A 13,273-nucleotide genomic window follows, 5' to 3' on the forward strand; every position below is an offset into this window, starting at 1 on the left:
AAATTCATAATTTTTATTATAACTATTTGAATGATTATATGATTACTATTACAAAAAATGAGGAAGTTGTCTTAAATCAAATTAAGATATTTGACATGGAATATCCTGAAGGCATTCCTATTAATGTTTTAAGAAAAGATTTGGGATTTCATGAATATGACTTGGTTCAGATTTTAGAGGAGTTATCTGATAAGGATCTGGCTGTTTTTAATGATAATAAGGTTAGCCTATCTGAACATGAAAAGGAATTTAACACGGTTAATTCTAAAAAGGATGTTGAAGAATTGGAATTGAACATGAAAGAAAAGGAATCATATGAGTTGATTCAAGGATTGGTTGATGATAAAAATCTTATTTCTAAATATACTTTGGAAGGTCACTTATTGTATGGAGACTTGAAACTCACTAATTTTAGAATGTACCACATAATATTGTCTCTTCAGAATAAAGGGCTTTTAAAACCTCTTGAAAAAGATGATGGGGAATATTATTTCCTTGTTAAATAATATTTTTTGTTTAAAAATTATTATTTTTAGTAATATTATTTTTCAATTTAATCATAATATTTATATAATTTGACTTTTATATTAATAATTAATAAAATTAATATTTCGATGTGTTTTTTTATGATGAGAATAAGTATGTCGTTACCTAAAAAATTATTGTCCGATTTTGATGAGGTATTAAAAGAGAGAGGATACCAATCACGTTCAAAAGGAATTCGGGATGCTCTTCAAGATTATATTGTAAGATATCAATGGATGAACTCTATGGAAGGTCAAAGAATTGGAATTGTTACAATTATCTATGACCACCACTATACAGGAGTTATGGAAAATTTAGCTGAAATTCAACACAGTTTTAGAAATGAAATCAATACCAGCATGCATATTCACATGACAGATAAGTATTGTATGGAAATCGTTGTTGTAAATGGTGATATTGCAGAAATCCGTGATTTAACTGAAAGGATTATGAGGCTTAAGGGTGTTGAACATGTGAAACTAACAAGTACAGCTAATGGAGAAGACTTTAATGAACCTGGTCATTCACATGACCACGGACACACTCATTAATTCCTTTTTCTTTTTTTTCATGAAGTTTAAAACTACCAAATATCATTTTGATTTATTAAATGATAATGAACGTTTATCTGCTTTTTATGAAGCTATTAAAGAATATGATGGCAACACATCATTAGCTTATGATTTGGGTTGTGGCAGCGGAATTTTATCTTATTTTTTAAGTTCTCATTTTAAAGAGGTAATCTCTCTTGAAACTGACTACTCAACATATAATTGCGCTAAAGAAAACTTAGCCAATTTTGACAATGTTGATGTGATTAATAGTGATGTTTTAGAATATGATTTTACAAAAAAAGCAGACCTGCTGGTTTGTGAGATGATGGACACTGCCTTAATTGATGAAGAGCAGATTCCAGTTTTAAATCATGCCAAAAGATTTCTAAAAGAAGATGGCACGATAATCCCCAAAGGGATCATTAATTCCTGTGAACTTGTGAATATGGAACGTGAATATATTCATTGGGATGAAAATGTAAATTATGAAGTTTTTTCAGATTCTGTAATCTTTTCCAAATTTGATTTTTTAGATGAAATTAACCCTGAATTCGAAGCGACATTTCCCATAAAAAGTAAAAAAGATGGAATCGTAAATGGTTTAAAAATCACAACATTCACCATATTAAATGATAATATTATTTGCGGTCCGACACCCATGTTAAATCCTCCTTTATTAGTTCCCTTGCAAGAACAATTGGTAAAAGGCAATGAATTTATAAATGTTAAACTAAAATATATTATGGGAAATGGGATTGAGAGTATTGAAACTGATGTTGTTAGGTGAAATATATGGCCTTTGAATCTCAATTAAGTAATTTTTTAGAGGGTTATGAAAAACTAATTGTATTGGGTGTTGGAAACGAGCTTAAGTGTGATGATGGAGTTGGACCTTATATAATTAGGAAATTAAAAGACAAGAACATTGAAAACGATAAATTGCTATTTATTGATGCTCAAACTGTCCCCGAAAATTTCACAGGTAAAATCAGAAAAGAAAACCCGTCTCATCTAATTATTGTAGATGCATGTTTGATGGATAGCGAACCGGGGGATATGAAAATCGTAAATAAATATGATTTTGCAAATATTGGGATTTCAACCCATTCAATGTCATTATCTTTTTTTGTCAGGTTCTTGGAACAGGATAATGACATGAGAATAATATTTGTTGGAATCGAACCGGAATCCATGGATTATGCTGATGCACCAACTGAGAAAGTTGAGTTGGCGGCAAATGATTTTGTAAATATACTGGAAGGGATTATATTATGAAAATTTTATTTATTGGTTCAAGATTATATGATGATATTGATTGGTATGTAAAAAGCAAGGGTGTTGAAAGTGTTCTGACTGAATCAAATGAGGAAGCCATTAACTTGGATTTACCTGATCAAGTATTCATTGTCCCTCGTGGAATGGATGGTCCAAAACAAGTTGCATTAATGCAAAATGTCGATGCTATCGTGCCATTGATCGGAATAGATCCTCCCTTAATTGATGTGGCTCATATGAAAGAGGAAGTGGAAAAGGAATATGACATTCCAGTTATTGCAGCAGGCGTAAGGGCTGTGGAGCTTACTTCAAATAAGATCAACACTAAAGAATTTTACAATGATATTGGTGTTGCCACTCCTGATTATCAGATTTTAAATAGCCCAAAAGATTTAACCCTGGATTTTCCTGTCGTTTTAAAGCAAGGTGAGGGTCAAGGTGGAAAGGATATTAAAATAGCCAAATCAATTGAAGATGTCGAGGAATACTTTGGTGAATTTGACCATGCATTATGTGAAAAATTCGTTGAAGGGTCTGAAATATCTATTGAGGTATTGGGTTTCAATGGTGAATATGTAGCATTGCCTCCAATCTATAAGGGTGAAACAACATTAGAAGGGACTCATCCACTGAATAAAGTTAAAACAGGACCTTGTATGGTTGAAGGATTGGATAATAATCTTGTTCAACACACTGCATATAAAGTAGCTAAAAATCTTGCTTCTGACGGTATTTTTGAGATGGATTTCATGTTCTCTAAAGATGAAAATCAATTATATGCTATAGAAGTAAACACCAGACCAAACGGCACCAGATATTTGACAACAGCTACCTGTGGCATTAATTCTTTATGTGAACTAGTTAACATGGCAATTGGCGAGTTTTCATTAGCCAATATTTCAGATAAACTACAATATTATTACTCCACTGAAATTCCGATAGGTAATTATGAAGGATCTAGTCCAAAAGAGCCTGTAAAATCTTTTGAGGAAAATGACTTTGTCGTTCATGGTCCCGAAGGATATCAAAGGGTAACTGCAAGAGCCAATTCCAAAGAAGAACTTGAAAATTTAGTTGAAAAGTTAACTTAAGTCTGTGTTATAAGTTATAATATATATACTATTATTAATAGATAATTTAATAGTTTAATGAATTTATAGTGTGGTAAGATGAATAATACAGATATGTTAATTCTTTTTTTAATAACATTGTTTGCTACAATATTCTTTACATGGTACATAAAAAGAATATTAATTAAAGCAAGGATTGCAGATAATCCTATAGTTAGTGAACATAGGCATAAAAGCGGTACTCCTACAATGGGCGGTATTGCATTTTTATTTACAATTTCTTTAATTATAGCTTTGTATTATCAGAATACTCCTATTTTAATTTTGTCTTTCATAATGCTTGCTGGAGGAATTGTAGGTTTAGTTGATGATTTGATAGGTCTTAAAGTTAAAGAAGTTCAGAAAATTGTTGTAAATACTTCAGAGGATGTAATTACTTTAGGAAGATTGGATGTTGAACCTGGAGAAGAAGTGAGAGTTGCCACTCCAAAGGCAAAAGCAGAAGTGGATGATTTGTTAAAAGAAGATAAAGTCGAAGTCATTGGTGAAGTTCCAATTAAAACGGAACCTGAAGAACTGGAAAAAATCATCTGTCAAATAGTTTTAGGATTATTTTTAGGTTTAACTGGTGTTGGAACAACTTTAGGCGGTTTCGAATTGGGCATTTTTGCTATTCCTGTTGTTGTAATAGCTATTTTAGGATGTATTAATTCAGTTAACTTAATCGATGGTATGGATGGTCTTGCAGCAGGTATTGTTGGAATTGCATCTATTGCATGTTGCGCATATGGTTATCTATTTGGTCCTGCAACTGTTATCCCACCATTTTTAATTTTAGCAGGTTTATGTTTAGGATTCTTGGTATTTAATAAACATCCTGCTTCAATATTTATGGGAGACACTGGTTCATTTGTATTGGGTACTGGATATGCGGCTGCAGTAATTATAGCTGATGTTCCTTACTTTGGCGTGCTTGCATTGGGTGTTCCAATTATTTCAGTAGTTGTTAGCTTACTTCACAGAGCACATATTATTAAATTGCCTGTAGAACCACTGCATCATACTTTAAATCATTATGGTATGTCTGAGACAAAAATTGTATATAGTTATTGGGGTTTTACAGCGTTATTATGTATTATCGGCATTCTTGCTAAGATGTACATATTCTAATTTTTATTTTTTTGGGGTGATAAGATGGAAATTCAAGATTTGGCAAATATTGTTAATGGAAAATTAGTTGGAAATGATGATTTTTTTTCTATTGATGGATTTACCGGAAAATTTACTTTTTTAAATGATTCACACACAGGAGATATTGTAATAAGGCATTGGATTAATGATACTGGAATTCAGATGGCTTTTAATAAGAATATTGCCTGCTTAATTACTCAAACTCCTAAAGATGGCGCAATTGAAATGGCTGAAAAATTAAATTTCCCATTAATTATTACGGATAATATTGAACTGGCAAATGCCTTTGCACTTTCACATACAATAAAAAAATATTCTCCGGACTCAACTAATATCATTATTACAGGAACTAATGGCAAATCCACCACTTCACATTTAATTTATCATATTTTAAAAACTTTAGGCTTTCATACATTCACTAATACTGACAGCGAATCAGAATTCAATACATTAATAGATCCTATGGTTTCCAAATTAATTTTTGATGAAGTAAAAGTAAATGGCCAACCAGACTATCTTGTAATTGAGGTATCTGAAGTTCAAGGATGGCTTGGAAATCTCATGAAAAACCATGCTGCATTGATGAGTGAAGCTGCCAATCCTAAAGTGGGAGTCATTACAAACATAGCAATGGACCATATTGGCCTTGTAAATTCAATTGATGAAGTATTCGATGAAATTTCTGCTGTTCCTAAAGCTATTGGTGATGGAATTTGCGTACTTAATCACGATGATGATTTAGTCATGAAATTGGATGCCAAAAATCCATTCTACACATCAATGAGTGAAATTGAAGAAAAAAATTCAGTTTATTATAATGGGGAGGCAATTATTTACAATGATGCAGTAGTTTTGACAAATGAGGAATTGCCGTTTACAAGCAATCACTTTATTCAAAATATTCTATCAGCTATTGGGGCTGTAGTTTCTTTGGGATTGGATATAGATAGGATTGCTGAAAGTGTTAAATCTTATAAACCTTTAGATAGGAGATTTACAAAAATTAAGGATAAACCATTGATATTGGATGATTTTGCACATAATCCTGATGGTATTAAAGCAACTATTTCCGAGACAAAAAAATTGCTTTGCGAAAATCAAAAGTTATTTGTTGTATGCGCCATAAGGGGTTCAAGAGGTGTGGAAATAAATCAATTAAATGTTGATGCTATTGTCGAATCAATGGATGACAGCATTGAATTAATTTTATCTTCAAGTAATGATGTCGTTAATGATTTGAATTTTGTTGAAGATGAAGAACGAGAAGTATTTTTTAACACGTTAAATGATAATAACGTCGAATTTGTTCATTATGATAATTTAAAGGACTGTTTAAATGAAACCTATAATAAAGCGGATGAAAATGATATTATTCTGTTAATCGGTGCTCAAGGAATGGACCCTGCGGAGTCCCTTTTAAAAGACATTATATAAATTTAAATATTATATTAACTTAATATAATAAATGTATATTTTATTCTTCTTTAAGGATGAGATACAAAAGAGGATATAAACATGTTTATTAAGATTAGAAGAGACACATTAATTATTTTATTACTTGCGTTCTTATTGATTGTTTGCGGTCGTTTAATTACTTATGTGGCTTTTGCATCTTCTTCTGATGTTGACGACGGTGTTCCAATCTCTGGAATCATTGTCAAAGGAAATGACATAGTCCCTACAGATACTATCAGAGCCAATGTTATGCAAGCTGGTTTTAGGGATGGTAGTATTATTTATGGGGACATTTTAAAGACTTCTATTAGGGAAGTTTCGTTGCAGGATGCAATTCAGACGGCTGAAGATTTTGCAAAACGGTCAACAGTTCCAGGTACATCTGTAACTCCTATTACTGCTGCAGATGTCCAAGTAGATAAAAACACTGGTGTTGTAACAGTTACGGTTATAGAAGACTTTTCTTCCGTTGAATTAGATAATGATACTAGGTGATGAAATTGAAAAAATTTGAAATGTCAATTATACTTTTTGTGATATTGTTATTAGCTATAAGTAGTGTTGGCGCTACTTGTAATATAATTGTCATCACCGACCCTACAGGCCAGGATCCTAATGGGGCAGCAGCGGGCAGTATGTCTTTTGCAGACAACATGTTCCAATCAACATTTTTAATGTCTAAGGATAATCACTTTGCTGTACTTTCAGGGGGTACTGGTGGTTCAGACTCTAGGTTAGAGTCTATTGTTGCGGCTGTTGCAAGTTTGGAAAACAATGCTTCTGCAGCATCAGCGGCTTCTATAGCATCAAGATATGATGGGGCTCGTCTTCTTGTTGGCGGTCCGAATATTGGTGCAGCAATAGGAGGATCTTTTGATGCATATGTTATCACTGTAGATGATGCAACAGATACTATTAAAGTAACTCCTTACAGTAGTGGTGTTGCCACTTTACCTCCAGGTCAAAGAGGAGCAATTATTCACTTGAGAAATACAAAAGGAAATCCATTATATGGTACTGCAGATTCTGTAAGAAAGGAAACTGCTATGAATATTGGAAAAATGATTCGTGATGGTTATCCTGCTACCACTATTCTTTCAGAGGCTATGGGTGAAGTAGCAAATGATTCTGGAGAAAAATACGGTGGTGGTGGTGTGAATCTTGTTTCTGGAATTTCAACTGGAGACATGTTTACTCCTAAGGACATGAATGAAACGGGTTATCCTATGAATGAGGAATACTCCAAGATTTGTGATGATTGTGGATGGAGTGTAGGATATCCTACTTCGGAAGGTTATGACAAATGTCCAGTGTGTGAAGGAGACCTAAGAACGGTTTATGCATATCAAGCTTTAGGCAATGCGATAACGGTAAGTCAAAATTCGGTTAGTGTATCGGTTTACGGAACGGATAAATCGGGTGTAGCATCTACCACAAAACAAATTGTCGAAGCAGCAGTTTCAAAATATGGTTATGATGCATCAGCTATTTCAAGCGCTATCAACAGGGCTATCGATAATGGTCTTTTAGTTGGTGTTGATCATGTCGAACCTAAAGACATTAATGTAAAACAAGCTTCTAAAGCGGTTGGTGTTTATTATAATGCGCTGCCAGGTGATAGGTCATCGCCTACATGGGACTTGCCTGTTGATGGAAATATTCTCAATATCTTAGGCAGTATTCAGACGGCAGTTGGAATTATTTTAATACTTCTGGTTGTATTCAGAAGCAGATTACTGAAATCTTTCCAAAATAGGTGATTTTCACCTCCTTTTATTTTATTTTTTTAAATAGTGATTCATATGGCTTTAATTTTAATTAGAGGAGAAAACAATTCAAAATTACTTAATGCAATTGCAGATATGGAAAGACATGGCAGTTTGAATTTAGTTACAAGGCCTAAGGTTATTGATTCTAATTTTGCCGATACATTGGTTGAAAAGATTTTAAATTCCAAACTTAAAACAAAATCCAATGTTGCAGTTGCCTTTTTTGTAAAAGAAGATACTACCTTAAGTATTATGCAGGTTAAAAAAATTCATCCTCCAGCTCATGTTGTAGTTGTCAGTGATGAATATGATGCATATAATAAACTTGAAGATGTATTGGATAGTGCAAATGATTTTCCGGGATATCATTCACATAAGGCTAAAAATGAGGGGATGATTGATTATAAGATTATCGGAAAAGACAGGCATATTAAAAATGAAAAATTAAATAGCTATATTAAAAAATAGCTATTTCCTTTTGATTTTCATTATGTTTCCTAAAGTTCTCTCACCAGATGAACTGTTTACGAACTGATTTAAGTCCACATTATCTACTTTCTCAAGCAATTTTATGTTTAAAGCTTTTTCTAATTTTTTAGTCAATTTAATGTCCGGTGTCATTTTACCAGTTTCAATTCTGGTTATTACTGAGACTCTTTCGTTTATTTTACGGCCCAAGTCCTCTCTAGACCAGTCTTTTGATTCTCTAGCTTTTCTAACTTCATTGCTAAAATCTTCAATTAATTCTTCGCTAGGTTCATCGTTTCTGGAATAATTTCTAGCTCTTGTATTTTTTTTCTGTTTGTTTTTTTGCTGTACATATCTTGGTTTTGGAGGCGCTTTTTGGATTTTTCCAAGTTTTGAACACTCTTTACAAACAACCATAACTGATCCTTCAATTTTTGCCCTTATGGGATTATGTTCTGGTACGGGTTTACCACAAATTTCGCATTCCATATTAATCAGTTTCCTAATGTTTACTTAATATATAATATTGGATTTCTTTATTAATAATTGTAATTATAAAATTTTTTGAATTTCGTTTTAAGATTCAGTTAAAATAAATAATGGCCTAACATCTATATTTTGCAGGAGTATCGGTTTTGAATGTTTCAATTGAAAACATCATTTCAAACACCATTAAATTTCACTTAAAATATTGTTAGTATTGTTTAAAATGAATACCTTTAAATACTTTAAAATTACAAATTGTTATTAAAGTAACATGTATATGAAATTTATATAAACTAACTGGAGATGATTCACATGAATGATTTTGATGATTTGGAAAATTCTTCAAAAGAACAATTAATTGAAAAGGTAGAATCTTTGCAAGATGAGATAGATTCTTTAAGAGAAGAAAAATCCAAAGCTAAAAGTAACTTGATGTGGAAAGTTAGGAAATTAGAAAAGGATAAAGTCCTAATTGAAAATGAAAAAATCAGATTAGAAAGAGAAACCAAATCTTTACGCTCCGAAGTTGATAGATTTAGATCTCCTCCTTTGGTATTGGCCACCATTACTGAAGTTTTAGATGATAATAGAATGACCGTTAAAAGCAGTACTGGACCTAGTTTCCTTGTTAATTACTCAAAATTCTTAGATGAAAAATTATTGGTGCCTGGTTCAAGAGTCGCACTTAATCAGCAAACTTTCGGCATAGTTGAAATATTGCCTTCAGAAAAAGATGCAAACGTTTCCGGAATGGAAATAGAAACAAAACCTGATATTACTTACGATAAGATCGGTGGTTTGGAAGAGCAAATCATTGAAGTTAAAGAGACTGTTGAATTGCCTTTAACTGAACCTGAATTATTTGAAAAGGTAGGTATTGAACCGCCAAAAGGTATATTGTTATATGGTCCTCCTGGAACAGGTAAGACTTTACTTGCAAAGGCGGTGGCTAATGAAACCAATGCAACATTCATTAAGATTGTAGCATCCGAATTTGTTAAAAAATACATCGGTGAAGGTGCAAGGCTTGTTCGTGAAGTATTTGAACTTGCAAAAGAGAAGGCACCTGCAATAATATTCATTGATGAGCTTGATGCTGTTGCCGCCAAAAGGCTTAAAAGTTCAACCAGTGGGGACAGGGAAGTTCAAAGAACATTGATGCAGCTTTTAGCAGAACTTGATGGATTTGAATCAAGAGGGGATATAGGCATTATCGGCGCAACCAATAGGCCGGATATCTTGGACCCTGCTTTATTGCGTCCGGGTCGTTTTGACAGATTCATTGAAGTACCTCTTCCAAATATTGATGGAAGAAAAGAGATTCTCAAAATCCATACCAAAAACATGTCTTTGGATGATGAAGCGGATTTGGACTTGCTTGCCGAGTTGACCGATGAATTATCCGGGGCTGATTTGAAGGCCGTATGTACTGAAGCAGGTATGTTTGCTATTCGTGAAAAACGTGATAAGATTACTGTCGCCGACTTTATGGATGCAATCGATAAGGTAATGAGTAAAACAAAAGAAGAAGAAATATTTAACTCAGAAGCGGGAGTAATGTTTGGATAGGATACATTACTATTATTAGAATAAGCCAATGATGAACCCTATGAGCTCTGATATGTGATGAATGATGGGCGAGCTGAGGCTTATTTTTAAACATCATGAAAAAATTTATTTAAAAGTAATTCTAATGGTATAATTATGTTGTTCAGTAAAAATGATGAAAGAGCCAATGAGAGAGTTCTTTACAAAACAAAGCCAAACATGATTTTGGGTTGCAAAAAAGCTATTTTTGGTGTCATTATATTAGTCATTGCATTCATTGTTTCACCTAAGGTCATTAAGTTCATAGGCGAAATGCAAGTTTATTTGATCTCTCGCATTAATCTCCCTTTAACAAGATATGCCGCCATTGCATTTTTCGTTGTTATACTCATTATTATTCTATATATAATCTGGCAACTTCTTAAGTGGTTTTCCATGGAATATACTTTAACAGATACTAGGATTATTATAAAATCCGGCATATTGTCCACCAAAAAGAATTATATGCCATATTCAGCTATTCAGGATATCAATTCATCCCAAGGCATTTTAGCAAGATTATTCAATGTTGGAACTGTTTCAACATTCAGCGCTTATGACAATAATCAAATAAAGCTCGAAAACATTTCCAATCCAGCCAAGGTTGAAGAGATAATATTTTCAAACATGATGGGATTCAGGAGTTTTCAAGAACCTCCTAGGGGCTTTGTAAATAATGCTCCTAATAGGGGATACCCAGATAATTTTAATAATAGGGAGGAATATTACGACGAATATGAGCCTATAACTCCTATAGGACATGAAAGGAATGTGCCTCCAAGAAGAGACTACGAATACTATCCTGAAGAGTTTAGTTTTCAGCAACCTAACCATAATAAATACGAATATGAACCTTATGATGATTTGGATTATAATTTAAACCGTGCTATGGATGATTCCGATGAAGTATATGTGGAACATTCAAATGATTATTCCAACAACAGTTATTATGATGGACCTTCAAATGATTATTCCAACAATAGCTATTATGATGAAGTAAGGGACAATTATTCCTATGATAGGGACAATCACTATCACAATAATGAATCAGAATCTAATTATAATAATGGCAGTGAAAATGTTCATCAAAATGAGGAAAAACAGGTAGATGACTCACCTGAAACTGCTATAAGAAGGCATTTTGATAAGTTTAAAAAATAATCATTCGGTGAATTTTAATGGAATTACTGTGCATACAATCTCAAGAGCATCCTCAACTTCCTCAAGCGGAGCTTAGGGCAGTGATGGAATGTGAAAATATCGAGGCGGATATTGAGGTTGTCACTGACGGTTTGGTAATTCTTAAAAACATTCCTGAAGATAAAATTGATGAATATTACGGAATTTTAACTAAAAGGCTTGGTTATACCCATGAGGTTCACGAAATAATATTGAAATCATCAATCGAAAGATTGGATGAAGATATTTCTTCTATTAGCTGGCCTAAATATATTAGTCAAACATTTGCAGTTCGTGTAAAGAGATTTCAATCTGAAATAGACACTGTTGCAACCGAAAGAAAGGCAGGCTCTTTAATATTGGCCAATTGCGATAATATTAAAGTAAAATTAAAAGAGCCTCATTCTCTCGTGCGTTTAGTTGCTTTTAAAGATGATGTATATGTAGCTATTGAAAAAATAAAACTGAATAAAAAACATTTTGAAGATAGCAAACCTCACAAAAGACCTTTTTTTTATCCTGGATCCATGAGTCCAAAATTGGCAAGATGCATGGTTAATTTATCAAGAGTTACAGAGGGGCAACTGTTGCTGGACCCTTTTTGCGGAACTGGAGGAATACTTATTGAAGCCGGTTTAATCGGTTGTAAAGTTGCAGGGTCTGATATTTATTGGAAAATGAAGAATGGGACTGCTATTAATTTAGAGCATTATGGAATTACAGATTACAGAACATTTAATTTAGATGTTCGTGAGCTTAAAATGTATGAAAAGGTAGCAAGTGTAGTCACTGACCCTCCATATGGGATTTCTACTTCAACTGGGGATATCGAAGGTAATGATATTTTTAAGGAATTTTTCCATTCAATATATGATAATATGAGAGATGATGCATACCTTTGCATGGCTAGTCCTCATTATGTGGATTTGCATCCAATTGCTGAAGAAGTAGGCTTTGAAATTGTTGAGCAATATGGAATTAAAATGCATAGAAGTTTAACAAGAATAATCTCAGTAATTAGGAAAAAGTTAGATTAATTAAATATAATATAGTTACATTTATATACTAGTTATTTTATTTCATGTTATTCTTGGATGAAAATCGCTTATTCTTCTTTATTTAATAATTTTAATTAATAATTTTTTCTTAATCAATTTTTTTGGCATTTTAAAAATTTTTATTTTTAAAAGTTATTATTTCTATTATTTTACTAATTAAAGATATTTTATAATATATATTATGATTATAATTATTTTTAATCTATATTATTAATTTTAAATATTAATTGCAATATTTTTTAATTAGTTTTGTTAGTAAAATTCATCTGTCTATTAGATGTGCTATGTGTTTTTATGGCGTTGGTTTAAGTCTTATTGTATTGACAATCATGACTATGATGACTGCTTTTCCGCATGTAGCTATACTTTAGTGAGTACTTGAGTTTTTCAAGTATGATGTTGGTTTTGTAGATGTGGTGAATTAGTTACAAATTAATTTGTTTCAAATTTAGTGTATACTCGTCTATATTTTAGCGTACTTCATAATACTCTTTTATTATGTCTGTTATGTGATTAATTCTGTTTGATCCTGGCAGATGTTACTGCTATTGGGATTCGATTAAGCCATGCAAGTCGAACGAGTTTAGGCTCGTGGCGTACGGCTCAGTAACACGTGGATAACCTACCCTTAGGACCGGGATAACCCTGGGAAACTG

14 protein-coding genes and 1 rRNA gene are annotated in these 13,273 nt (G+C 32.6%); 14 read left to right on the forward strand and 1 reads right to left on the reverse strand.

Going from position 1 to position 13,273, the window contains the following annotated elements:
- Positions 1 to 38: 38 nt before the first annotated feature.
- From IJE64_RS00910 to IJE64_RS00955, 10 genes are all read left to right on the forward strand, one after another.
- Entirely contained in the window at positions 39 to 506 is a 468-nt protein-coding gene (locus IJE64_RS00910; RefSeq protein ID WP_292780710.1) for a hypothetical protein, read from the forward strand.
- Between the two features lie 120 nt (positions 507 to 626).
- Positions 627 to 1,076, forward strand: a complete 450-nt coding sequence (gene nikR / locus IJE64_RS00915) for a nickel-responsive transcriptional regulator NikR (RefSeq protein WP_292780713.1) — start codon at positions 627 to 629, stop codon at positions 1,074 to 1,076.
- Positions 1,077 to 1,095: 19 nt separating this feature from the next.
- Complete coding sequence (locus IJE64_RS00920) at positions 1,096 to 1,866, forward strand: methyltransferase domain-containing protein (protein WP_292780715.1); 771 nt, start codon at positions 1,096 to 1,098, stop codon at positions 1,864 to 1,866.
- Between the two features lie 62 nt (positions 1,867 to 1,928).
- Complete coding sequence (gene hycI / locus IJE64_RS00925) at positions 1,929 to 2,354, forward strand: hydrogenase maturation peptidase HycI (RefSeq protein WP_342764983.1); 426 nt, start codon at positions 1,929 to 1,931, stop codon at positions 2,352 to 2,354.
- The gene (locus tag IJE64_RS00930; protein ID WP_292780720.1) at positions 2,351 to 3,445 is read left to right on the forward strand and encodes an acetyl-CoA carboxylase biotin carboxylase subunit family protein; all 1,095 of its coding nucleotides are present in this window, start codon (positions 2,351 to 2,353) and stop codon (positions 3,443 to 3,445) included. Before hycI ends, IJE64_RS00930 begins: the two co-directional genes overlap by 4 nt.
- Positions 3,446 to 3,523: 78 nt before the next feature.
- The gene (locus IJE64_RS00935; RefSeq protein WP_292780723.1) at positions 3,524 to 4,594 is read left to right on the forward strand and encodes a glycosyltransferase family 4 protein; all 1,071 of its coding nucleotides are present in this window, start codon (positions 3,524 to 3,526) and stop codon (positions 4,592 to 4,594) included.
- A gap of 24 nt (positions 4,595 to 4,618) precedes the next feature.
- Complete coding sequence (locus tag IJE64_RS00940) at positions 4,619 to 6,049, forward strand: Mur ligase family protein (protein WP_292780726.1); 1,431 nt, start codon at positions 4,619 to 4,621, stop codon at positions 6,047 to 6,049.
- 81 nt (positions 6,050 to 6,130) lie between these two features.
- Complete coding sequence (locus tag IJE64_RS00945) at positions 6,131 to 6,565, forward strand: hypothetical protein (RefSeq protein WP_292780729.1); 435 nt, start codon at positions 6,131 to 6,133, stop codon at positions 6,563 to 6,565.
- Positions 6,565 to 7,830 (forward strand): hypothetical protein, encoded by a 1,266-nt coding sequence (locus tag IJE64_RS00950; protein ID WP_292780730.1) that lies wholly within the window; start codon positions 6,565 to 6,567, stop codon positions 7,828 to 7,830. The genes IJE64_RS00945 and IJE64_RS00950 overlap by 1 nt, the downstream gene beginning before the upstream one ends.
- A gap of 42 nt (positions 7,831 to 7,872) precedes the next feature.
- Positions 7,873 to 8,307 (forward strand): DUF356 domain-containing protein, encoded by a 435-nt coding sequence (locus IJE64_RS00955; RefSeq protein WP_292780731.1) that lies wholly within the window; start codon positions 7,873 to 7,875, stop codon positions 8,305 to 8,307.
- Here IJE64_RS00955 and IJE64_RS00960 read toward each other — a convergent pair whose 3' ends face one another.
- A complete protein-coding gene (locus tag IJE64_RS00960) occupies positions 8,308 to 8,796 on the reverse strand; it encodes a multiprotein bridging factor aMBF1 (protein WP_292780734.1) in 489 nt (162 codons plus the stop codon).
- 309 nt (positions 8,797 to 9,105) lie between these two features.
- On the opposite strand from IJE64_RS00960, the gene IJE64_RS00965 reads away from it, so the two are divergent.
- From IJE64_RS00965 to IJE64_RS00980, 4 genes are all read left to right on the forward strand, one after another.
- Positions 9,106 to 10,362, forward strand: coding sequence for a proteasome-activating nucleotidase (locus IJE64_RS00965; protein WP_394355582.1), 1,257 nt, complete (start codon positions 9,106 to 9,108; stop codon positions 10,360 to 10,362).
- A gap of 135 nt (positions 10,363 to 10,497) precedes the next feature.
- Positions 10,498 to 11,541 carry a PH domain-containing protein gene (locus tag IJE64_RS00970; protein ID WP_292780736.1) on the forward strand — a complete coding sequence of 348 codons (1,044 nt, stop codon included), beginning with the start codon at positions 10,498 to 10,500 and terminating at the stop codon, positions 11,539 to 11,541.
- 17 nt (positions 11,542 to 11,558) lie between these two features.
- Positions 11,559 to 12,596, forward strand: coding sequence for a TIGR01177 family methyltransferase (locus tag IJE64_RS00975; RefSeq protein ID WP_292780738.1), 1,038 nt, complete (start codon positions 11,559 to 11,561; stop codon positions 12,594 to 12,596).
- A gap of 537 nt (positions 12,597 to 13,133) precedes the next feature.
- Positions 13,134 to 13,273, forward strand: a 16S ribosomal RNA gene (locus IJE64_RS00980); the annotation flags it as partial.

Origin of the sequence: Methanobrevibacter sp. (assembly GCF_017409525.1) — an archaeon.
GTDB lineage: Archaea > Methanobacteriota > Methanobacteria > Methanobacteriales > Methanobacteriaceae > Methanocatella.

Excerpts from the sequence above, each read along its gene's own strand:
- IJE64_RS00940 (WP_292780726.1), top strand. The coding sequence starts at position 4,619 with ATGGAAATTCAAGATTTGGCAAATATTGTTAATGGAAAATTAGTTGGA.
- IJE64_RS00970 (WP_292780736.1), top strand. The coding sequence starts at position 10,498 with ATGTTGTTCAGTAAAAATGATGAAAGAGCCAATGAGAGAGTTCTTTAC.
- IJE64_RS00920 (WP_292780715.1), top strand. The coding sequence starts at position 1,096 with ATGAAGTTTAAAACTACCAAATATCATTTTGATTTATTAAATGATAAT.
- IJE64_RS00930 (WP_292780720.1), top strand. The coding sequence starts at position 2,351 with ATGAAAATTTTATTTATTGGTTCAAGATTATATGATGATATTGATTGG.
- IJE64_RS00955 (WP_292780731.1), top strand. The coding sequence starts at position 7,873 with ATGGCTTTAATTTTAATTAGAGGAGAAAACAATTCAAAATTACTTAAT.
- IJE64_RS00960 (WP_292780734.1), bottom strand. The coding sequence starts at position 8,796 with ATGGAATGCGAAATTTGTGGTAAACCCGTACCAGAACATAATCCCATA.
- IJE64_RS00935 (WP_292780723.1), top strand. The coding sequence starts at position 3,524 with ATGAATAATACAGATATGTTAATTCTTTTTTTAATAACATTGTTTGCT.
- IJE64_RS00910 (WP_292780710.1), top strand. The coding sequence starts at position 39 with ATGATTACTATTACAAAAAATGAGGAAGTTGTCTTAAATCAAATTAAG.
- IJE64_RS00950 (WP_292780730.1), top strand. The coding sequence starts at position 6,565 with ATGAAATTGAAAAAATTTGAAATGTCAATTATACTTTTTGTGATATTG.
- IJE64_RS00945 (WP_292780729.1), top strand. The coding sequence starts at position 6,131 with ATGTTTATTAAGATTAGAAGAGACACATTAATTATTTTATTACTTGCG.
- IJE64_RS00965 (WP_394355582.1), top strand. The coding sequence starts at position 9,106 with ATGAATGATTTTGATGATTTGGAAAATTCTTCAAAAGAACAATTAATT.
- IJE64_RS00975 (WP_292780738.1), top strand. The coding sequence starts at position 11,559 with ATGGAATTACTGTGCATACAATCTCAAGAGCATCCTCAACTTCCTCAA.
- nikR (WP_292780713.1), top strand. The coding sequence starts at position 627 with ATGATGAGAATAAGTATGTCGTTACCTAAAAAATTATTGTCCGATTTT.